We start from the raw sequence: 21,364 nt of genomic DNA, 5'->3' as shown, positions 1-21,364 counted from the left end.
GATTTACCTGCCCCCGGCGAGGCCGAGCACTTCGGCGGCGGAGATCATCGCGGCCGCGTTCGCGGGCGCCGGGCGTTCGGCCGGGCGGAAGACTTCGTCGCCGCGATGGATGACCTGGCGCGACAGTGCGCAGGTGCCGGTGCGTTGCGCGAAGCGGCGGCGCCAGCGCTGTTCGCCGTAGTGACAGCGGCCGGGTTCGACCCAGCGGACGACGAGCAGCGTATCGGACTGTTCGAGGATTTCGACGTGGACGTCGGGGGGATCGAGCACAGGCAGGGATTGGGAGGCCTTCATTTTGCCGTTTCCTAAAGCTCGTGCGGTTCGGTCGTGGCAGTGGATGTCACTACCCGATGGCGAATCCGTAGCGGGTTCCATGAGTGGTGCGCTAAATGTAAGCGTCTGTGACCGGAAAAAACATCCTGTCTGGCTCAAATTACCTTTTGCCGATTTAGAAACAATCCACGCTCATTTTCTGGGGATCCACGGACAAAAACGCCCCGGACGGAACGTCCGGGGCGGAAAATCGGCCCGCGCGCCGTGTCTGCTCGCCCAGTCACGGGATACATCGCCGGGGGACGGAGTGCCCGCAGGGATCGAACGCGGGCGGGGAGGCGATGTATCGGAAACGCGGTCCGGCAAGGCCATGATGGCGCGCGCATCCCGTTGAGACGCTGACGCGAACATGACTTTTTTGCCAGTTTGGCGCGGCGGCCGCGTCGGGGTGCATGCGAAAAACCGGCCGAGAAGCCCGCCGGAATTGGGCTTGCGTGAATCCGAAAGCGCGCTGCCACGGCCGGTCGAGCACCGGATTCTTGTCCATCCGCCGAATTTACCTGCCCGGGTAAATACTGAATCCCAAATTCGTGACAAACGCGCAATCACTTCCTATGATTGGTTGGACCTTTAGTCCTTTGTGCCAATCGGCCGACTGGCGGCCGGCTTTTACGGGAGAGGTGCTCATGAGATTGCAGGGCAAGCGGGCGCTGGTGACGGCGGCCGGGCAGGGCATCGGCCGCGCGACCGCGCTGCGGTTCGCAAGCGAGGGCGCCGACGTGCTGGCGACCGATATCAACGAAGCCGCGCTCGTGCGGCTCGCGGCCGACGCCGAACGCGCGGGCGGCCGGCTGACCACGCGTCGGCTCGACGTCACCGATGCGAACGACGTCGCTGCGCTCGCCGCGAGCGAACGCGCGTTCGACGTGCTGTTCAACTGCGCGGGCTACGTGCATCACGGCTCGATCCTCGACTGCGACGACGACGCGTGGGCGTTTTCGCTGAACCTGAACGTCACGTCGATGTACCGGCTGATCCGCGCGCTGCTGCCCGCGATGCTCGCGGCGGGCGGCGCGTCGATCGTCAACATGTCGTCGGCCGCGTCGAGTGTGAAGGGCGTGCCGAACCGCTTCGTGTACGGCACCACCAAGGCGGCCGTGATCGGCTTGACCAAGGCGGTGGCCGCCGATTTTGTCGGTCAAGGCATTCGTTGCAACGCGATCTGCCCCGGCACGGTCGAGTCGCCTTCGCTCGAGGCCCGTATCGCCGAGCAGGCGCGGACGCAGAACACGACCATCGACGCGGTGCGCGCCGCCTTTGTCGCGCGCCAGCCGATGGGGCGCGTCGGTACGGCGGACGAGATCGCCGCGCTGGCGACCTATCTGGCATCCGACGAGTCCGCATTTACCACCGGCGCCATTCACCTGATCGACGGCGGCTGGTCAAACTGACCGTGTCAAACCGACCACGCCTTCCTCCCTACTTTCCGTTCAGACACCCCCATGAAACTGCTGAGATTTGGCGACAAACACCATGAAAAACCGGGCCTGCTCGATGCGCAGGGCCACATCCGCGACCTGTCCGGCGTGATCGACGACATCGCCGGCGACGCGCTGTCGCCGGCCTCGCTCGCGCGGCTGCGCGACATTCCGCCGTCGTCGCTGCCGCTCGTCGAAGGCACGCCGCGGCTCGGCGCGTGCGTCGGGCGCGTCGGCAAGTTCATCTGCATCGGGCTCAACTATTCCGATCACGCGGCCGAATCGGGGATGGAGGTGCCGAAGGAGCCCGTCGTGTTCGGCAAGTGGACGAGCGCGATCTCGGGGCCGAACGACGACGTCGAAATTCCGCGCGGCTCGGAGAAGACCGACTGGGAAGTCGAGCTCGGCGTGGTGATCGGCCGGGGCGGCCGCTATATCGACGAAGCCGACGCGCTGTCGCACGTCGCCGGCTACTGCGTCGTGAACGACGTGTCGGAGCGCGAATACCAGCTCGAACGCGGCGGCACGTGGGACAAGGGCAAGGGCAACGATACGTTCGGGCCGCTCGGCCCGTGGCTCGTGACGGCCGACGAAGTGCCCGATCCGCACGCGCTGCGGCTGTGGCTCGACGTCGACGGCCACCGCTACCAGAACGGCACGACCGCGACGATGGTGTTCCGCGTCCCGCACCTGATCAGCTACCTGAGCCGCTTCATGAGCCTGCAGCCGGGCGACGTGATTTCCACCGGCACGCCGCCGGGCGTCGGCCTCGGGCAGAAGCCGCCCGTCTACCTGCGCGCCGGGCAGGTGATCACGCTCGGCATCGACGGGCTCGGCGAGCAGCGCCAGCGCACCGTGCAGGCCTGATTTCCTTTAACGGACGGTTCGTCATGCCTATCATTCGATCGATGCGCGTCCTCGACGTGCGCTTTCCGACCTCGCGCCAGCTCGACGGCTCCGATGCGATGAATCCGGACCCCGATTATTCGGCGGCCTACGTCGTGCTCGAAACCGACCGCGACGGGCTCGAAGGTCACGGGCTCACGTTCACCATCGGGCGCGGCAACGAAATCTGCTGCGCGGCGATCGACGCGATGCGCCACCTCGTCGTCGGCCTCGACCTCGACTGGATCCGCGAGGACATGGGCCGCTTCTGGCGGCACGTCACGTCGGACAGCCAGTTGCGCTGGATCGGCCCCGACAAGGGCGCGATCCACCTGGCGACCGGCGCCGTCGTCAACGCGGTGTGGGATCTGTGGGCGAAGGCGGAGGGCAAGCCGCTGTGGCGGCTCGTCGCCGACATGAGCCCCGAGGAGCTGGTGCGCGCGATCGACTTCCGCTACCTGACCGACTGCCTGACGCCGGACGAAGCGCTCGACCTGCTGCGCCGGCAGGCGCCCGGCAAGGCCGCGCGGATCGCGGCGCTGGAGCGCGACGGCTACCCGTGCTACACGACGTCGGCCGGCTGGCTCGGCTACAGCGACGACAAGCTGCGCCGGCTGTGCCGCGAAGCGGTGGAAGCGGGGTTCGACTACGTGAAGCTGAAGGTCGGCGCGAACCTCGAGGACGACATCCGCCGCGTGACGATCGCGCGCGAGGTGATCGGCCCCGAGCGCAAGCTGATGATCGATGCGAACCAGGTGTGGGAAGTCGACGAGGCGATCGACTGGGTGCGCGAGCTCGCGTTCGCGCGGCCGTGGTTCATCGAGGAGCCGACGAGCCCCGACGACGTCGAAGGGCATCGCAAGATCCGCAAGGCGATCGCGCCCGTGCAGGTCGCGACCGGCGAGATGTGCCAGAACCGCGTGCTGTTCAAGCAGTTCATCGCGCGCGGCGCGATCGACGTCGTGCAGATCGACGCGTGCCGGCTTGGCGGCGTGAACGAGATTCTCGCGGTGATGCTGATGGCCGCGAAGTACGGGCTGCCCGTGTGTCCGCATGCGGGCGGCGTCGGGTTGTGCGAGTACGTGCAGCACCTGTCGATGATCGACTACGTGTGCATTTCCGGCACGAAGGAAGGGCGCGTGACCGAATACGTCGATCACCTGCACGAGCATTTCGTCGAGCCGTGCGTGGTGCGCGGCGCAGCCTACATGCCGCCGACGGCGCCCGGTTTCTCGATCGAGATGAAGCCCGAATCGCTGGAGCAGTACCTGTTCCGCGGCTGAAGCACGGCGACACACGACGCGCGTCGTGCGCGGCGAGAAAACATGAACGACGGAGACGCGAAGTGGATTTGAACCTGCAAGACAAGGTCGTGATCGTGACCGGCGGTGCCTCGGGCATCGGCGCCGCGATCTCGATGCGGCTCGCCGGCGAAGGTGCGATTCCGGTGGTGTTCGCGCGCCACACGCCCGACGACGCGTTCTGGCGCGAGCTTGTACAGAAGCAGCCGCACGCCGCGTGCGTGTCGGTCGAACTGCAGGACGACGCGCAATGCCGCGATGCGGTCGCGCAGACCGTCGCGCGTTTCGGCCGCATCGACGGCCTCGTCAACAACGCGGGCATCAACGACAGCATCGGCCTCGACGCCGGGCGCGACGCATTCGTCGCATCGCTCGAACGCAACCTGATCCACTACTACGTGATGGCGCACTACTGCGTGCCGCACCTGAAGGCGGCGCGCGGCGCGATCGTCAACATCTCGTCGAAGACCGCCGTCACCGGGCAGGGCAACACGAGCGGCTATTGCGCGTCGAAGGGCGCGCAGCTCGCGTTGACGCGCGAATGGGCCGTCGCGTTGCGCGACGACGGCGTGCGCGTGAACGCGGTGATCCCGGCCGAGGTGATGACGCCGCTTTACAGGAACTGGCTCGCCGGCTTCGACGATCCCGATGCGAAGCTCGCCGAAATCGCCGGCAAGGTGCCGTTCGGCAAGCGCTTCACGACGGCCGACGAGATCGCCGATACGACCGTGTTCCTGCTGTCGGCGCGCGCATCGCACACGACGGGCCAGTGGCTGTTCGTCGATGGCGGTTATACGCATCTCGACCGCGCGATCGGCTGAATGCACCGGAACCCCGACCCCATGCAACCCGACCCGAACCTGAACGCCGCGCCGCCGCTGATTGCGTTGAGCGGCATCGGCAAGCGCTTTCCGGGCGTACAGGCGCTCGACGACTGCCGTTTCGACCTGCATGCCGGCGAAGTGCATGCGCTGATGGGCGAGAACGGCGCCGGCAAATCGACGCTGATGAAGATCCTCGCCGGCGTCTACCAGCGCGACGACGGCGAGATCCTGATGGAAGGCCGTGCGGTGGAGATCGCCGACCCGCGCGCCGCGCAGGCGCTCGGGATCGGCATCATCCATCAGGAACTGAACCTGATGAACCACCTGAGCGTCGCGCAGAACATCTTCATCGGCCGCGAGCCGCGCGGCCGCTTCGGCGTGTTCGTCGACGAAGACAAATTGAATCGCGACGCGGCCGCGATCTTCGCGCGGATGCGGCTCGATCTCGACCCGCGCACGCCGGTCGGCCGGCTGACGGTCGCGAAGCAGCAGATGGTCGAGATCGCGAAGGCGCTGTCGTTCGACTCGCGCGTGCTGATCATGGACGAGCCGACCGCCGCGCTCAACAACGCGGAGATCGCCGAGCTGTTCCGCATCATCCGCGATTTGCGCGCGCACGGCGTCGGTATCGTCTACATCTCGCACAAGATGGACGAGCTGCGCCAGATCGCCGATCGCGTGACCGTGATGCGCGACGGCAAGTACGTCGCGACGGTGCCGATGGCGGAAACGTCGATGGACGCGATCATCGCGATGATGGTCGGCCGCCAGCTCGATGCGGAGCACCGCACGCCGCCCGATACGTCCGCGAACGACGTCGCGCTCGAAGTGCGCGAGTTGTCGCGCGGCCGCGCGATCCGCGATGTCGGCTTCACGCTGCGGCGCGGCGAGATCCTCGGCTTCGCGGGGCTGATGGGCGCGGGCCGCACCGAGGTCGCGCGCGCGGTGTTCGGTGCGGACCCGGTCGACGCGGGCGAGATCCGCGTGCACGGCAAGACCGTGACGATCCGCACGCCGGCCGACGCGGTCGCGCACGGAATCGGCTACCTGTCCGAGGATCGCAAGCACTTCGGGCTCGCGGTCGGGATGGACGTGCAGAACAACATCGCGCTGTCGAGCATGCGCCGCTTCGTGCGCCGCGGCTTGTTTCTCGATGCACGCAAGATGCGCGACACCGCGCAGGCGTTCGTGCGGCAGCTCGCGATCCGCACGCCGTCGGTCGCGCAGCCCGCGCGGCTGCTGTCGGGCGGCAACCAGCAGAAGATCGTGATTGCGAAGTGGCTGCTGCGCGACTGCGACATCCTGTTCTTCGACGAGCCGACGCGCGGCATCGACGTCGGCGCGAAAAGCGAGATCTACAAGCTGCTCGACGCGCTCGCCGCCGACGGCAAGGCGATCGTGATGATCTCGTCGGAACTGCCCGAGGTGCTGCGCATGAGCCACCGGATTCTCGTGATGTGCGAAGGCCGCGTGACCGGCGAATTGCGCGCGGCCGACGCCACGCAGGAAAAGATCATGCAGCTCGCGACGCAGCGCGAGTCGACCGTATTGTCCTGATTCAGACGCTTACCCGATCATGTCCAACGATACGCATCCCGTTCCGCCCCTCGCTTCCGGCGATTCGCCGGCCGGCGCATCCGGCTTCCGCGCCCGCTTCTTCAACCCGGCCGCGCGGCAGAAGCTGCTCGCGTTCGCGAGCCTCGTGCTGCTGATCGTGTTCTTCAGCATCGCGTCGCCGAACTTCCTCGAAGTCGACAACCTCGTCACGATCCTGCAGGCCACCGCCGTGAACGGCGTGCTGGCTGTGGCCTGTACCTACGTGATCATCACGTCGGGCATCGACCTGTCGGTCGGCACGCTGATGACGTTCTGTGCTGTGATGGCCGGCGTCGTGCTGACGAAGTGGGGGATGCCGCTGCCGCTCGGGATCCTGGCCGCGCTGTGCTTCGGCGCGTTGTCCGGCTGCGTGTCGGGCTTCGTGATCGCGAAGATGAAGGTGCCGCCGTTCATCGCGACGCTCGGCATGATGATGCTGCTCAAGGGGCTGTCGCTCGTGATCTCGGGCACGCGGCCGATCTACTTCAACGACACGCCGGGCTTCACGTCGATCGCGCAGGATTCGCTGATCGGCAACCTGATCCCCGCGCTGCCGATCCCGAACGCGGTGCTGATCCTGTTTCTCGTCGCGGTCGGCGCATCGATCGTGCTGAACCGGACGATCTTCGGCCGCTACACGTTCGCGCTCGGCAGCAACGAGGAAGCGCTGCGGTTGTCCGGCGTGAACGTCGATGCGTGGAAGATCGCGGTCTACACGTTCAGCGGCGCGGTGTGCGGGATCGCCGGGCTCCTGATCGCGTCGCGGCTGAATTCCGCGCAGCCCGCGCTCGGGCAGGGTTACGAGCTCGATGCGATCGCGGCCGTCGTGATCGGCGGCACGTCGCTGTCGGGCGGCGCGGGCAGCATCGTCGGCACCATCATCGGCGCGTTCATCATGAGCGTGCTGACCAACGGCCTGCGCATCATGTCGGTTGCGCAGGAATGGCAGACGGTCGTGACGGGCGTGATCATCATCCTCGCCGTCTATGTCGACATCCTGCGCCGTCGGCGCCGCTGACGCGCAAGAGCATCCGCTTCACCGCCGGCCCGGCCGGCATCCCAGCAGATACCAACCAAGGAGACGCGAAGTGATCAGGAGCAAGGTGTTGAACGCGATCGTCGGGCTGACGTTCGCCGTTGGCGTCACGGCCGGCGCGCAGGCGCAGGAAACCTACATCCCGCTGATCTCGAAGGGCTTCCAGCATCAGTTCTGGCAGGCCGTGAAATCGGGCGCGATGCAGGCCGCGAAGGACTACAAGGTGAAGGTGACGTTCGAAGGCCCCGAAACCGAGGCGATGGTCGACAAGCAGATCGACATGCTGTCGGCCGCGATCGCGAAGAAGCCGGCCGCGCTCGGCTTCGCGGCGCTCGACAGCAAGGCCGCGCTGCCGTTGCTGAAGAAGGCGCAGGCCGAGAAGATTCCGGTGATCGCGTTCGACTCGGGCGTCGACAGCGACATCCCGGTGACGACCGCCGCGACCAACAACAAGGCCGCCGCGTCGTTGGCTGCCGACAAGCTCGCAGCGCTGATCGGCGACGAAGGCGAGGTGGCCGTGGTCGCGCACGACCAGACGAGCCGCACCGGCATCGACCGCCGCGACGGCTTTCTCGAACGCATGAAGTCAGCGCACCCGAAGGTGAAGGTCGTGACCGTGCAGTACGGCGAAGGCGACCAGCTGAAGTCGACCGAGGTGACGAAGTCGATCCTGCAAGGGTATCCGAAGCTCAAGGGGCTGTTCGGCACCAACGAAGGCTCGGCGATCGGCGTGGTCAACGGCGTGCGCGAAATGAAGCGCAAGGTCGTGATCGTCGGCTACGATTCCGGCAAGCAGCAGAAGGACGCGATTCGCAGCGGGCTGATGGCCGGCGCGATCACGCAGAACCCGGTCGGGATCGGCTACAAGACGGTCGAGGCGGCCGTGAAGGCGATCAAGGGCGAGAAGCTGCCGAAGGTCATCGATACCGGTTTCTATTGGTACGACAAGACCAATATCGACGATCCGAAGGTCGCGGCGGCGTTGTACGACTGATTGCCGTGTCATGGCGTCGCCGCCCGCGGCGGGTAGCGTGTGCGGCGGCGCGTGACGGCATGTGACGGCGGAACACGAGGACACCATGGGCGCAGTGCGTATCGATTCCCATCAGCACTTCTGGCGTTATCGCGCGGCCGACTATCCGTGGATCGGCGCCGGGATGGGCGTGCTGGCGCGCGACTACCTGCCCGACGCGCTGTGGCCGCTGATGCGTGCACAGGCGCTCGGCGCGTCGATCGCGGTGCAGGCGCGCGCGGGGCGCGACGAGACGGCGTTCCTGCTCGATCTCGCCCGTAACGATGCGCGCATCGCGGCGGTGGTCGGCTGGGAGGATCTCGGTGCGCCGCAGCTTGCCGACCGTGTCGCCGAATGGCGCAGCCCGAAGCTGCGCGGCTTTCGCCACCAGGTGCAGGACGAAGCCGATGTCGGTGCGTTCGTCGCGGATGCCGGTTTCAACCGCGGCGTCGCGTGGCTGCAGACGAACGGCTATGTGTACGACGTGCTCGTGTTCGAACGCCAGTTGCCGGACGTGCGCGCGTTCTGCGCGCGGCACGACGCGCACTGGCTCGTGCTCGATCACGTCGGCAAGCCCGCGCTGGCCGAGTTCGAGCGCGACGGAACCGCACTGCCGCGCTGGCGCGCGGCGTTGCGCGAACTGGGCGCGATGCCGCATGTCGCGTGCAAGCTGTCGGGTCTCGTGACCGAGACCGACTGGCGGCGCGGCCTGCGCGCGCAGGACGTCCGGCATATCGAGCAGTGCCTCGATGCGGCGCTCGACGCGTTCGGGCCGCAGCGGCTGATGTTCGGGTCGGACTGGCCCGTGTGCCTGCTTGCTGCTTCGTATGACGAAGTGGCGTCGATCGTCGAGCGCTGGGCCGAATCGCGGCTGTCGGCCGCCGAGCGCAACGCGCTGTGGGGCGGCACGGCCGCGCAGTGTTATGGGGTGCCGGCGTGAGTGCGCGGCTTCGTCGGACGAAGGCCGGCGGGCACCATGGCGTTCGATGGTTGCAGCCGCATCGATGCGCAGACCGGCGCACGGGCCCCGGCATATAAAATAGGCGCGAACGGTCTGCGCGATTCGTCGGACCGAAACCGATTACCAGCGTCAAACGTATGTCCATCCAGCCGATTCAAAACCGCCGCCTCTACCAGCAGATCGCCGACAAGCTCAGTGCGATGATCGAGTCCGGCGATTTTCCGCCAGGCAGCTATCTGCCGCCCGAGCGCGAACTGGCCGAACGGTTCGGCGTGTCGCGCACGTCGGTGCGCGAGGCGCTGATCGCGCTCGAAGTGAGCGGGCTCGTCAGCGTGCGCGTCGGCGACGGCGTGAAGGTGCGCCATCCCGAAACGGTTGCCGCGCCCGAGCCCGAACCCGATGCGAAGGCCGCGCCGTTCACGGTCGTGGAGATCGATCCCGAACTCGGCATCGCGCTCGACCTCGACACCGAAATCCCGCCGTTCGCGCTGTTGCAGGCGCGCCGGCTGATCGAGCCGGAAGCCGCGTCGCTCGCCGCGAAGCATGGCTCGGACGAGCAGATCGAAGGGATCCACGAAGCGTTCCTGCGCAACCAGGAAGACAACCGCAGCGGCTCGCTCACGCATCCGGGCGACCGGCTGTTCCATATCCGCATCGCGGAGGCGAGCGACAACCCCGCGTATGCGCTGATGATCAAGCAGTTGCTCGCGCACAAGTACGACCCGATGTTCCAGCGGCTGCAGTCGCTGTACATGCCGAACGACATGCCGCACCGGTCGGAACTGGAACACCGCGCGATCCTCGACGCGATCCGCGCGCGCGACCCGGAGGCCGCGCGCCGCGCGATGGCCGACCATCTCGACGAAGTGATCCGCATCTTCGGCCGCGCGCTCGACTGAGCGCGTGCGTTGATTTTCTACGCGTTCAGAATCAGAAGCGGTCGGCGCGATACGGCGCCGGATCGGTGAAGGGCGTCTCGCCCGTCATCATCTCGGCCAGCAGGCGGCCGGTGACGGGGCCGAGCGTCAGTCCGTGATGGTTGTGCCCGAACGCGAACCACAGCCCGCGATGCGCGGGCGCGGGGCCGATCACCGGGCGCATGTCGGGCGTGCACGGCCGGAAGCCGAGCCACGGCTGCGGGTCGAGCCGCTCGCCGAAGCCGAACACGGGCCGCGCGACGCGTTCCGCGCGTTCGAGCTGCACGCCGGTCGGCGGCACGCGGCGCCGCGCGATCTCGACGCCGGTCGTCAGCCGCAGCCCGCGCCGCATCGGCGCGATCACGTAGCCGTATTCGCGATCGACGATCGGCGCCGACGGCACGCCGCGCGTGGACGGCGCGTAGTGCATGTGATAACCGCGCTTCTCGCGCAGCGGGATCTTGTAGCCGAACTTGCCGAACACCGTGTCGGACCACGGGCCGAGCGCGACGACGACGGCCGGTGCGGCGGCCGTGCCGTCCTGCGTGCTGACCTGCCAGCCGGGCGACAGCGCGTGAAGGCTCGCGGCGTCGCCGGTCAGCAGCGTGCCGCCGCCTTGCACGAAGAGCTGCGCGTACGCTTTGACGAGCGCGGACGGATCGACGACGCTTTTCGGATCGAGCCAGTGCAGCGCGCCGCAGAAGCCGGGCGCGAGGCTCGGTTCGTGCGCGAGCAGCGCGGCGGCATCGAGCGGCGTGATGCCGAGCCCGTGGCGGCGCGCGGTGAGTCCGGCCTCGGCTACGCCGCGTTCGAACGCGGCCGGCGTGCGAAAGGCTTCGAGCCAGCCGCTCGCGCGCACGAGTTCCCCGGCGCCGGCGCGTGCGATCAGCGCGTCGTGTTCGACGAGGCAGCGCTCGATCAGCGGCAGCATGTCGCGCGAGGCTGCCGCATGACGCAGCGGCGCCGATTCCCACCAGAACCGCGCGAGCCACGGCGCGAACGCGGGCAGCGACGCGCTGTGCCAGTAGAGATCGGTCGAGCGGTTCAGCGCATAGCGCATCAGCGTGAACGGGCTGCGCGGGAACGGATACGGTTCGACCGACGAGCGCTCGATCAGCCCCGCGTTGCCGAAGCTCGTGCCTTCGCCGGGCGCGCCGCGATCGACGAGGGCGACCTTGCGGCCGCGATCCTGCAGGTGCAGCGCGGCGCAGACGCCGACGATGCCTGCGCCGAGAACGATGACGTCGAAATCCATGGGGTGGAGATGGCGATTGATGGAGGTTGTACGTTAATGAATGGGCGAGACCCATGCCCAAAGGTTACGCCGACGTGCGACTGTCCGTCAGGATACTCTCGATGCCGTTCGATCTGCAGAACCAGGTCATGGCTTACCGGATTGGTGCTTCACGATTCGCGACATTGTGGAACGCGCCAATGCGCGGAGTTCCTGGCGGCATTCTCGTCTTTCTGGCGTATGTCGACGATGGACAGTCGTCTCGCAAACGCGTAACTCCATGATTTAGAATGGGTTCGCCTGACCGGTAGAGGACGGTGGCCCAAGCCGCGGCCGGCGCGGGCGTTTCGTACGCGTTGGACGCACCGGCGGTGAGCGGGAGCTGCATCTGTCATGCTGACGATATTGGCCTCTTGAATTGATAGAGAAACAGGGATGAAACGAGAACCCGTGGCAGGCGTGCAGCCGGAAGTGTTGAGTTGGGCGAGGGAAACGGTCGGGCTGTCGATCGATGAAGTCGCGACCATGCTTCGGATTCCGTCGAGCGAAGTGGCCGATTGGGAGGCGGGAACAGCCGCACCGACATACACCCAGCTCGAGAAGCTCGCGTATCAGATTTTCAAGCGGCCGCTCGCCGTTTTTTTCCTTCCCGCTCCGCCCGACGAGAAAGTACCGCAGCGCGAATTTCGGACACTTCCCGAAGCGGACATGCGGTCGCTTGCCCGCGATACCTATCTGCAGATCCGACAGGCGCAGGCATTCCAGCTATCGCTGCGAGAGGTGTTCGATGGGCGTAATCCCGCGCGTGACATGATCTGGAAATCACTGGCCCTGTCGTTGTCGGAGCCCGTGCCCTTACAAGCCGGGCGCGTTCGCGATGCGCTCGGCATCACGCTGGTCGAGCAGACATCCTGGCGCAACGACGAGCTCGCTCTCAAGCAATGGAGAAGGGCCGTAGAGGAAGCAGGCGTCTTTGTCTTCAAGTCGTCATTCAAGCAGCGCGAGATCTCGGGTTTCTGCTTGATGGACGATGCATTCCCGATCATCTATCTGAACAACGGCACGACGAAGACGCGCCAGATATTCAGTCTGCTGCATGAACTCGCGCACTTGCTCTTGAACATGAACGGCTTGAGCAAGCTCGCTCCCGGCTACATCGATGCGCTTCCTCAAACCGAGAGGAAGATCGAGCGATTCTGCAACGCGATAGCGGCGGAGGTACTGATCCCGCACGCAGCTTTTGACACGTTCGTGGTACGGCTTCCCGTCGATGTCGAGTCTGCCTCCGACGAGGCGTTCGCCGAGCTGGCGAGTCATTTCGGCGTGAGCCGTGAGGCCGTGCTGCGGCGATTGCTGGATCAGGGCCGAGTTGGCCAGGCTTTCTATGAACATAAGGCCGGGATCTGGTCAGCCCAGCAGAGAGAGGCAACGGGCGGGAGCTACTATGCGAATCAAGGCGCCTATCTGAGCGACCGCTTTGCCCGGGAGGTCGTCGGCCGTCACTATCGGCATCAGATCACGCTGGAGCAGGCTGCCGATTTTCTTGACATCAAGCCGAAAAGCTTTGCCGGATTTGAAGAGCACGTTCTTCACGGGGCCGGTGCATGATCTATGTGTTCGACACCAGCTCCATTCGATCACTTCAGCATTTCTATCCGCGTGTGTTCAGAAGCATCTGGGACGGCATCGAAAAACTCGTTGGCCAACGGCGTTTGATTTCGACCAGAGAAGTCTTGAACGAGATCGAGCGACAGGCACGTCAGTGCAGATGTATTGGCGTGGGCGAAAGGCCATCGATCATTGTTCACGATGCCGAACGCGGATGAGCTGCGGTTTGTCGCCGCGATCTTTCGGGTCAAGCATTTTCAGGCGCTGATTGGCCAACAGCAGCGTCTCAAGGGAACACCGGTTGCCGATCCGTTCGTCATCGCCTGCGCGAAGATCCGCCAGGGGACGGTCGTGAGCGAGGAAGGATGGCAGCACGCGAATGAAGGGCTTGTCGTCAAACCTCATGCGGCGAAGATACCCAATGTCTGCGCGCATTTCGAGATTCCATGTATCGATCTCGAGGAATTCATGCACCAGCAGGATTGGCGGTTCTGATCGATGCAACTCCCGAACAACGGCGGTATGTCGCGCGCGGCCGCCGGCCGCCGGTTGGCGTTGCGGCGCGGATGCAAAGTCTCTGCTCCGCCGGGATGAGGGCGGGGTAGTGTGTGAGCTAGCCGCGCGCCCAATCTGCTGATCAATTCGCTGCCGTCCATGCCGAACCGACGATGGATGCCGTGCTTATCACCATCGTCGCGCGCAGCGCAAATTCTCCATACGTTCCGACGTTTCTAGCGGGTGTTTCCCACTGGTTGGTCGCGCGACTTTGTACCTAAGATGAAGAAATCATGCTCGTGATACGGCGCCTGCGCGCGCATGGTTGAAGGCAGAGGGTAACGCCGGGGGCAACGCCAGCGGATGTTTCCATCATGGATGCGAGAGTGTGCGCGGCGGCTGCCAGTCTTGCGACTGCAACGACGCCAACGGGCGCGGCGGCAATCGCCGCGCGGACGACGTCCGGCCGGCCCGGCCGGGCTGCTTCGCTGCGCCATGCGCTGATCGCAATCGTTTGCGTGTTGGGTGCGGCATCCGCCGTGCTCGTCGAGGATCCCGCCGATGCGGACGGTTCGCCTGACACAATGCGCATCGTCGCCACCGCGAGCCCCGCCGATCCTGCCGTTTCGTCACACGACTCCGCCGTGCGTCAGGTCGTGCTGGGCATCATCAGCTTCACGCGCTGGCCGACGACGCCCGTCCGCCTGCATCTGTGCGTCACCGGCCGGCCCGACTACGCGCGCGGCCTGACCGACACGCTGCAGGCCGGCTCGACGCTGCTCGACGTGCAGCGCGTCCGCTTCGACGATCCCTCACTAGGCATGGCCTGCGACGTCGTCTACCTCGGCACCCTGAGCGACGACGAGAGGACGCGGGTGAGAGCCGCGGTGGCCGGCCATCCAGTTCTGACGATCTCGGAACACGATCCGTCCTGCACCGCAGGCGGCATGTTCTGTCTCAATGTCGACGGCGAACGCGTGTCGTTCGACATCAATCTCGACGCCGTGGCGCGCAGTGGCGTGCGTGTGCACCCGAACGTGCTCAATCTCGCGCGCCGGCCGGGGGCGCCATGACACGGTTCGCGCCTCACTTTTCCCCTTCGCGCGTGCCGCGCCCGACGCTGCAAAGCGTGTTGCGCCGCGCGCACCTGCGCCTCGCGTTCGTTGCCGTCGCGATGGCCGCCGTGTCGTTGATCGTGGTCGCCGTGATCGCATTGCGCGCGTATGCCGGCAACAACCTGAACCTGCTGGCGCGCTCGCTCGGTTATACGGTCGAGGCGGCGCTCGTGTTCGGCGACCGCGTCGCGGCGAACGAGGCGATCGGCTTGATCGCCAGCGATGAGGACGTGGCGCAGGTGGTGGTCACGGACAGCAATGGCCAACTGTTCGCGACGTGGCAACTGCCTGCCGGAAACGGGATCGCCCGGCTCGAGCGCGGCGTCGCCGACTTTGCGCTGCCGGGGCCCGTGACGGTTCCGGTGATGCACGACGGCATCATCGTCGGCCACGTCGTCGTGCGCGGCCGCGGGCACCAGTTCTTCGGCTTCCTGCTCGGCGGCGTGGGCGGCATTCTCGGCTGTCTTGTCGTCAGTGTGTTCGGTGCCTATGTCAGCTCGAAGCGTCTGCTGCGCAACATCGTTTCGCCGCTGCGCGCGCTGGTCAGCGTGGCGCACGCCGTGCGGCGCGAGCGCGCGTTCGCGCAGCGGGTCGAGCCCGTCGCGATCGCGGAGCTGAACGAACTCGGCGACGACTTCAACGCGTTGCTCGACGAACTCGAAGACTGGCAGAACATGCTGCGCGACGAAAACGCGTTGCTCGAATACAAGGCGACGCACGATGCGCTCACGGGCCTGCCCAACCGCGTGCAGTTCGAGTCGCGCCTGGCGCTTGCACTCGGCGAAGCCAGGGTGACGGGCCAGCGGGTCGGCATCCTGTATCTGGACTGCGACCGCTTCAAGGAGATCAACGATTGCCTCGGCCACGACGCCGGCGACGCGGTGCTGGTCGGCATCGCGGCGCGGCTGCGCGCACAGGTGCGCGAGTCCGATCTGGTCGCCCGCCTGGGCGGCGACGAATTTGCGGTGATGCTGGCGGCAGCACGCGAAACGGGCAGCGTGTGTCGCATCGCCGACGAGATATTGTCCGGTATGGCGCCGTCGATCGAGTTGTCCGACGGCCGCATGGTGGCCACCATGATGAGTGTCGGCATTGCGCTGTATCCCGACCATGCGTCGGACGCGAGCGGCTTGCTGCGCGCGGCGGATGCGGCAATGTACCGGGCCAAGCGTGCTCGGCCAGGATCGTGGCAGTTGGCCGAAGGAGTCGCAGGACCGGTTTGATTGATCGCTTCGCGCTGCGGGCGAGGCCGCGGCAGCGGATGACAAAAAGTGCGCCCAATGCGGGCGCACTCGAAGGGGATGCGAAATGAACAACTCTTTTCCCGCGAGCGTGGGGCGGATGTGCGTCGCGAGCGCGCTGCTGCTGCTGTGTTTGCTGCTGGGGGGCTGCAAGACACCGCCGCTTCATCGTGGGCTGACGCAGACGCAAGTCACGACGCTCAAGTCGGCCGGTTTCCAGGAGACCGAACAGGGTTTCGAGTTCGGCTCGGCCGGGCCGATCCTGTTCGATTTCGATCGCTATAACCTCAAGCCGGATGTGCGGCGGATCGTCGAAAGGATCGGGCGCACGCTCAAGTCGGCAGAGATTAACGGGGTTCGGGTTTATGGGTACTCGGATGGGGAGGGGGCGGACGATTACGACTTCGAGTTGTCGAGGCGGCGAGCCGAGGTCGTGGCGATCGAGCTTGTCGATGTCGGGCTCGATGCGAAGCGCATTGCGATCGTCGGGAAAGGGAAGCGCGATCCGGTGGGGGACAACCGGACGCCGGCGGGGAGGGCGCAGAATCGGCGGGCGGCGATTGTGGTTTCGCCGCGGTGAGGGGGCGGCTCTCTTTATTTCGGGGAGGTAGTCGGACCACTTCCCCGAGAGAACAGCCCGAATCGTGAGCAACCCGGAGTAAAAAAACAGTGGCTCACAAACGAGCAAGCCGGAAATGAACGCGGCTAATACAGCTAATCGTTCGGGGCAGGTTGAGCAATGAGAACAGCGCCACAGGTTGTTTTATGCCCCTCCAAGGCCATCGGTTGTCCGAAATCCTCGTACCCGTCCAGCCCCTCGGCAATTTCAAAGAGATGTGGCGCGCAAAGCGGACAAGTCACCTGATCCCCCTTGCGGGCAATGGGAATCTTGGCGGAACTCCAGGTGGAGGACGGACTACCTGAAATCACTTTGCCGCCGTGGCTCGTTGCGTCGCCAACTACGATCTGTGCACGCCCGTGTAAGCTTGCTCGTTGCATCGATTGCCCCCTCCAGATCAATGGGCGTTATCTGCTTTGGCCGAGAAGTCCGGGGCTTCGAACGGCGGGGGCTGATACGTCGCGTCGATCGTGTAGCCCAGAGCCTTCAGTTCAGCTTCTTTCTTCGATCGCTCTTCCCTTGCCGGTTTCAACTCGTCGGATATGAATTTTTTCCATTTTTTTCTGCGCTCAACGCTATCTGTAAAATATGGGGTGTAGTGATCAGATGCAGTGCTGACCTGGATGTCAGTCAAGTAGTAACCCATGTCGGGAGAGCCCGATGATTGATAAGATAGCGATAAAGTCAGAAATACACCGTCGGCGTAAAAAATCCATCTCGGTTCAATAGTAATCAAATTCTTCCACTCAACTATCGTCGGTGTGTATGTCGAATCCAGCGAATAAAGAGCCCCGGATTCTGATGAGGCATACGTCATAGCCTCTCTTCCAACAAGCCGGGGAGACGCAGCATATACATATCTTTTCCATCCGGCGGCCCGCAATCTGCCAAGTAGGGACATGACTTTGTCGCGTCCCTCTTCATATGAGGTTGTTTTTGATGAAGAGATATTGAAATTAACATCCCAATTATCAACCCCGTCCTCGGGACTGTCTTTGTCACCCAATCCAGTTGCAATCATGACGTTATCGACATCAAAAGAATGCTGCCCCTGAATGTACTTTACTGTTCCAAGTTTCGCTGAGTCAGCCCAGTGAATTTGGTAGCGATATACGCCAGACGGGTGATTCATCATGGAGAATCCCTGATTTTGGGCATCTAGCCTTCCATCAGTTCCGAACTTTATCGTGACAACTTGTGGTGTCATTGCTCCATCCTTTTTTCCTTGAGTGGTTGTCCATGCCAGAATGGCAAGGTATAGAAAAAGTGCCGCTAAAACCCACCACAATATTTTCGTCGACTTTAGCATGAGCGATATGAGTATAATTTATCAATTCAAAAAGTGATTATGTCAATCCGCCCATTGCGGCAATTGATTTTAATTCGCTCAGCATGTATTTGCGCTGTTTTTGCATGAGAAAATGAAATAATTTCCCTGTGTCATTGATCCATGGTTTGCTGAAATTTCAGCTTGCTGATGAATGCTTGGTCATTATAGATCAACCCTTGCAACACCTCGCCTTGCTCATGTTGTGCCATTGCCCAAAGATGATTGAAGGAAAAATTATTCTTAAATGTATTGTCCGCTGTTGCTTCCCATTGCTTAACCAGACTGAATCCAATGGATACTCACGGGGTCCATTGAAAATAACCTGGACTTTCGGATCCTGAGCCAACGAATTTGCCAGACCCGGCATCGTCCATCGAGGCGCTCGCTTCATTGGTCACCGGACACTTTCCTCCGCCCATTGCTGTCGCATCAAGTTTTTCTGTACGGTGGGATGGAACTGCCGACTATCGCGTTGTTTGGCACACTCCTGGAATGCCGTCGGGTCTGCCGCATAGCCGTAGCACCAGGGGCGGAGATCGTTATATCCCGCGCCTGCACCAGATGCTGTACCGTCTCTCTGATGTCTTTTACCGCGGACACCGTGCCCGAACGTGTCTCGGTCATCACCAACAGCTTAATAGCTGGGGCTTACCCCGGGCAGGATTGTCGTGCAGGTCAACAAATCCGCCTGTTGCCAGTCGTGCAGTCTGCGCCGGCAGTTCATACCCGAGCCACAGCCCATTTCCTGCGGAAGCATTTCCCAGAGGATGCGGGACTGCAGCACGAACAGGATGCCGGTCAGCACCGCACGATCGCCGAGAGGCTTGTATCCCGGGTATCGCGTCCGGCGCGGCTTCGGTGGTGGCAGAAACATTGGATCAGTGACCACAGTTCGTCATCGAGTATCGGTATTGCTATGACCTTCTCGTCAGCGAAACAACGAAGGGGCTACAGAGCGAGCGGTGGCTCATCAGTCCCGGCAAATCATTTTGTTCGTGCTGTTTAGTCTTGGCGGGTTCGCGCACGTCGTGGCGAAGTGCTTCGCTCCCTACGTACCTGTCACAAGCTTCGTGCAGATTGTGCTGTTTTAAGCGCAAACCGGCGCGCCGCTGCGCCGCGGCCAACCCTGCCCCGGTGTCCAGCCGCTGGTCTAGTTTTTTCGATTTTCGGGGCGCGAACGGAAACGTTTGCGGGTGCCTTTCGCGCGGTCGGAATTTGTCCTACATTAACGGGGCTTCGGGCCGGCCAGCCGGCCCACGGAACCTGAGATCACAAGCAAGGAACAAGAATGAGTTTCGCTCCGAACGGGGGTATTCCCAATGGTTTGGGCGGCAGCGCGCTCGGCTCCTTGAGCGCGCTCGGCGGCCTGGCAGGCCCGGTCGCCTCGAGTGTTGCCGGGAGCCTCGGGCCGCTCGCGGGCCTGGCCGGGCACGTCGACACCGTCCAGCGTGCGATGCAGCTCGCGCAGACCGGCTTCTCGCTGATGGACAAGACGCCCGGCGCGGTTGCCGAGGCGATCAACGGCGCCGCCAACCCCGCGCGCCTGACCCAGCTCAATCGATACGTCACGCTCGACACGCCGCTCGGGCCGGACGTGCTCCTGGTCAGCGCCGCCGTCGTCGACGAGTACGTGAACCGGTTGCCGGAAATCCACCTCGACCTGCTGTCGCATCGCCACGACCTTCGCCCCGACGACCTGATCGGCCAGCAGGTCAAGATCCGGTTCGATCAGCAGGCGCGCTTGTCGACGCTTGAACGCGTCGTTGCAACCGGTGCCGGCGAGAACGACCGTTATTTCGACGGCTACGTCGCGTCGTTCGACCGCGCCGGCAATCCCGGAAATGTCACGCAGTACCACCTGACGGCGGTGCCGTGGTTCTGGTTCCTGACGCGCTCGACCGACTGCCGGATTTTCCAGAACAAGACCGCGCAGGACATCCTCACCGAGATTTTCCAGGAACACGGGTTTTCCGATTTCGTGTTCGACATCCGGACGAGCCAGAAACCGCTCGAATACGTGGTGATGTACCAGGAGTCCTACTACAACTTCTGCGCGCGGTTGATGGAGCAGGAAGGGCTGGTCTGGACGCACCGCTACGAGAAGGACAAGCACTTTCTCGTGATCGGCGACACGAATTTGCTGTTCCGCCCGATCGACGGGCTGGCAACCGTGCCGTTCGCCGCCACCGAGGCGAGCGAGGACAGCGGCATCGACCAGCTGCACGAAGGCCGGCGCTTCGGCGTCGGCAAGGTCACGTTCCGCGACTTCAATCATCAGAATCCGTCGTCGCCGCTGATGCTGGTGGAAGCCGGCCCGCAGAACCTCAAGCACGCGCGGCTCGACTCCACCGAGCGGTTCGAGCACCAGTCGCTGTACGACCACGGCGACGACGGCAACCGCTATGCGCGTTTCGCGATGGAGGCCGAGGAGGCGCTGGCCCATCGCTATACCGGCGGCGGCTACGCGTGGCGCATGACCACCGCCGGCGCTGTCAACGTGGCGAATCACCCGGTCCTCGAGAACAACCAGGAATACGTGATCCTGCACGTGCGTCACGAGGCGGTGAACGACTACACGCAGCACAGCGCAAAACTGCCGTACCGCAACAGCTTCGCGTTGCTGCCGAAGAAGATTCCGTATCGTGCGCCGCGCGCCACGCCGAAACCGGTGATTCATGGCACGCAGTCGGCGATCGTCGTCGGCCCCAAGGGCGAGGAAATCTACACCAACGGGAGCGCCGTGAAGGTGAACTTCCCGTGGGACCGGCGCGGCAAGAAGGACGGCTCCGACTCGATGTGGGTGCGCGTGTCGCAGCCGTGGGCGGGTGACGGCTGGGGCGCGGCCGCGATTCCTCGGATCAAGCAGGAAGTGCTCGTGGCGTTCAATCAGGGCGATCCGGATAACCCCGTGATCGTGGGCCGCGTGTTCAACGGCGAGCAGGGCAACCCGTACCACGGTGCCGCCGGCCAGACGATGGGGATCAAGAGCCAGACGCACAAGGGGCAGGGGTCGAACGAGATCCGCATGACCGACACGAACGGCATGCAGGAATTCTTCATGCACGCGCAGAAGGACATGAACACCGTCGTCGAGAACAACGAGACGCATAAGGTGTTCGGGCCGATGCGTACCGTCCTGGTGGCGACCGGTAGCGAAGAAAAGCAGATTCCGCAGGGCAACCTGACCGAGACGATCGCCGAGAAGCGCAGTACGACCGCGACCACCGTCGAGGTGACGACGCCTGCCAAGGACGGGGGCGGCGGCACGCAGGTCTACGTGGCCGAGCGCGGCATCCTGCTGAAGGTGCAGGACAGCTCGATTTCGCTCGCGCCTGAAGGCATTCGCCTCGAGCACAAGGGCTCCGTGATCCTGATGACCGACGACGGCGTGATGGTCAACGGCCAGCGCATCGATCTCAACAAATAACACGAACACAAC

Annotated in this window: 22 protein-coding genes and 1 pseudogene; 17 read left to right on the top strand and 6 right to left on the bottom strand. The window is 64.2% G+C overall.

Going from position 1 to position 21,364, the window contains the following annotated elements; all coding sequences use genetic code 11:
- Positions 1-3: 3 nt before the first annotated feature.
- A complete protein-coding gene (locus tag AC3WLY_RS06150) occupies positions 4-294 on the bottom strand; it encodes a DUF3331 domain-containing protein (protein ID WP_034180711.1) in 291 nt (96 codons plus the stop codon).
- A 665-nt stretch (positions 295-959) separates the two neighbouring features.
- Between AC3WLY_RS06150 and AC3WLY_RS06145 the strand changes: the two genes are divergently transcribed.
- From AC3WLY_RS06145 to AC3WLY_RS06105, 9 genes are all read left to right on the top strand, one after another.
- Positions 960-1,724 carry an SDR family oxidoreductase gene (locus AC3WLY_RS06145; RefSeq protein ID WP_175962255.1) on the top strand — a complete coding sequence of 255 codons (765 nt, stop codon included), beginning with the start codon at positions 960-962 and terminating at the stop codon, positions 1,722-1,724.
- A gap of 51 nt (positions 1,725-1,775) precedes the next feature.
- A complete protein-coding gene (locus tag AC3WLY_RS06140) occupies positions 1,776-2,618 on the top strand; it encodes an ureidoglycolate lyase (protein ID WP_111018759.1) in 843 nt (280 codons plus the stop codon).
- Positions 2,619-2,641: 23 nt separating this feature from the next.
- A complete protein-coding gene (locus tag AC3WLY_RS06135) occupies positions 2,642-3,919 on the top strand; it encodes an L-fuconate dehydratase (RefSeq protein WP_175962257.1) in 1,278 nt (425 codons plus the stop codon).
- Positions 3,920-3,981: 62 nt separating this feature from the next.
- Positions 3,982-4,758: an SDR family oxidoreductase gene (locus AC3WLY_RS06130; RefSeq protein WP_492308072.1), complete on the top strand. Its 777-nt coding sequence runs from the start codon at positions 3,982-3,984 to the stop codon at positions 4,756-4,758.
- Positions 4,759-4,779: 21 nt separating this feature from the next.
- Positions 4,780-6,318 carry a sugar ABC transporter ATP-binding protein gene (locus AC3WLY_RS06125; RefSeq protein WP_492308073.1) on the top strand — a complete coding sequence of 513 codons (1,539 nt, stop codon included), beginning with the start codon at positions 4,780-4,782 and terminating at the stop codon, positions 6,316-6,318.
- Between the two features lie 19 nt (positions 6,319-6,337).
- Positions 6,338-7,375, top strand: a complete 1,038-nt coding sequence (locus AC3WLY_RS06120) for an ABC transporter permease (RefSeq protein ID WP_175962260.1) — start codon at positions 6,338-6,340, stop codon at positions 7,373-7,375.
- Between the two features lie 70 nt (positions 7,376-7,445).
- Complete coding sequence (locus tag AC3WLY_RS06115) at positions 7,446-8,387, top strand: ABC transporter substrate-binding protein (RefSeq protein ID WP_204421785.1); 942 nt, start codon at positions 7,446-7,448, stop codon at positions 8,385-8,387.
- Positions 8,388-8,472: 85 nt separating this feature from the next.
- Entirely contained in the window at positions 8,473-9,345 is an 873-nt protein-coding gene (locus tag AC3WLY_RS06110) for an L-fucono-1,5-lactonase (protein WP_492308074.1), read from the top strand.
- 158 nt (positions 9,346-9,503) lie between these two features.
- Positions 9,504-10,265, top strand: coding sequence for a FadR/GntR family transcriptional regulator (locus AC3WLY_RS06105; protein ID WP_492308075.1), 762 nt, complete (start codon positions 9,504-9,506; stop codon positions 10,263-10,265).
- Positions 10,266-10,296: 31 nt separating this feature from the next.
- Here AC3WLY_RS06105 and AC3WLY_RS06100 read toward each other — a convergent pair whose 3' ends face one another.
- Positions 10,297-11,538, bottom strand: a complete 1,242-nt coding sequence (locus AC3WLY_RS06100) for an NAD(P)/FAD-dependent oxidoreductase (protein WP_492308076.1) — start codon at positions 11,536-11,538, stop codon at positions 10,297-10,299.
- A gap of 101 nt (positions 11,539-11,639) precedes the next feature.
- On the opposite strand from AC3WLY_RS06100, the gene AC3WLY_RS06095 reads away from it, so the two are divergent.
- From AC3WLY_RS06095 to yfiB, 7 genes are all read left to right on the top strand, one after another.
- Positions 11,640-11,801, top strand: a complete 162-nt coding sequence (locus tag AC3WLY_RS06095) for a hypothetical protein (RefSeq protein WP_175962265.1) — start codon at positions 11,640-11,642, stop codon at positions 11,799-11,801.
- Between the two features lie 151 nt (positions 11,802-11,952).
- Positions 11,953-13,125: an ImmA/IrrE family metallo-endopeptidase gene (locus AC3WLY_RS06090; RefSeq protein WP_492308077.1), complete on the top strand. Its 1,173-nt coding sequence runs from the start codon at positions 11,953-11,955 to the stop codon at positions 13,123-13,125.
- The gene (locus AC3WLY_RS06085; protein WP_425130038.1) at positions 13,122-13,343 is read left to right on the top strand and encodes a DUF4411 family protein; all 222 of its coding nucleotides are present in this window, start codon (positions 13,122-13,124) and stop codon (positions 13,341-13,343) included. The genes AC3WLY_RS06090 and AC3WLY_RS06085 overlap by 4 nt, the downstream gene beginning before the upstream one ends.
- Positions 13,327-13,620: a DUF4411 family protein gene (locus AC3WLY_RS06080; protein ID WP_492308078.1), complete on the top strand. Its 294-nt coding sequence runs from the start codon at positions 13,327-13,329 to the stop codon at positions 13,618-13,620. The genes AC3WLY_RS06085 and AC3WLY_RS06080 overlap by 17 nt, the downstream gene beginning before the upstream one ends.
- A gap of 374 nt (positions 13,621-13,994) precedes the next feature.
- Positions 13,995-14,693: a regulatory sequestration protein YfiR gene (gene yfiR / locus AC3WLY_RS06075; RefSeq protein WP_175962267.1), complete on the top strand. Its 699-nt coding sequence runs from the start codon at positions 13,995-13,997 to the stop codon at positions 14,691-14,693.
- On the top strand, positions 14,690-15,958 hold the full coding sequence (gene dgcN, locus AC3WLY_RS06070) for a diguanylate cyclase DgcN/YfiN (protein WP_492308079.1): 1,269 nt from the start codon (positions 14,690-14,692) through the stop codon (positions 15,956-15,958). The genes yfiR and dgcN overlap by 4 nt, the downstream gene beginning before the upstream one ends.
- Before the next feature lie 85 nt (positions 15,959-16,043).
- Positions 16,044-16,556, top strand: coding sequence for an outer membrane lipoprotein YfiB (gene yfiB, locus AC3WLY_RS06065; protein WP_175962269.1), 513 nt, complete (start codon positions 16,044-16,046; stop codon positions 16,554-16,556).
- Positions 16,557-16,690: 134 nt separating this feature from the next.
- Here yfiB and AC3WLY_RS06060 read toward each other — a convergent pair whose 3' ends face one another.
- From AC3WLY_RS06060 to AC3WLY_RS06045, 4 genes and pseudogenes are all read right to left on the bottom strand, one after another.
- Positions 16,691-16,975, bottom strand: coding sequence for a PAAR domain-containing protein (locus tag AC3WLY_RS06060; RefSeq protein ID WP_175962270.1), 285 nt, complete (start codon positions 16,973-16,975; stop codon positions 16,691-16,693).
- Between the two features lie 17 nt (positions 16,976-16,992).
- Positions 16,993-17,802 carry a hypothetical protein gene (locus AC3WLY_RS06055; protein ID WP_175962271.1) on the bottom strand — a complete coding sequence of 270 codons (810 nt, stop codon included), beginning with the start codon at positions 17,800-17,802 and terminating at the stop codon, positions 16,993-16,995.
- Between the two features lie 233 nt (positions 17,803-18,035).
- Positions 18,036-18,206, bottom strand: a complete 171-nt coding sequence (locus tag AC3WLY_RS06050; RefSeq protein WP_492332656.1) for a DUF2515 family protein — start codon at positions 18,204-18,206, stop codon at positions 18,036-18,038.
- 404 nt (positions 18,207-18,610) lie between these two features.
- Positions 18,611-18,843: pseudogene (locus tag AC3WLY_RS06045) on the bottom strand (transposase); the annotation flags it as partial.
- Between the two features lie 370 nt (positions 18,844-19,213).
- On the opposite strand from AC3WLY_RS06045, the gene AC3WLY_RS06040 reads away from it, so the two are divergent.
- A complete protein-coding gene (locus tag AC3WLY_RS06040; RefSeq protein ID WP_492308080.1) occupies positions 19,214-21,352 on the top strand; it encodes a type VI secretion system Vgr family protein in 2,139 nt (712 codons plus the stop codon).
- The last annotated feature ends 12 nt before the right edge of the window (positions 21,353-21,364 follow it).

The organism is Burkholderia sp. FW306-1C-G01B (assembly GCF_058781685.1).
The sequence above is the reverse complement of the archived record's forward strand: the minus strand, read 5'-3'. Positions and strand labels throughout refer to the sequence as shown.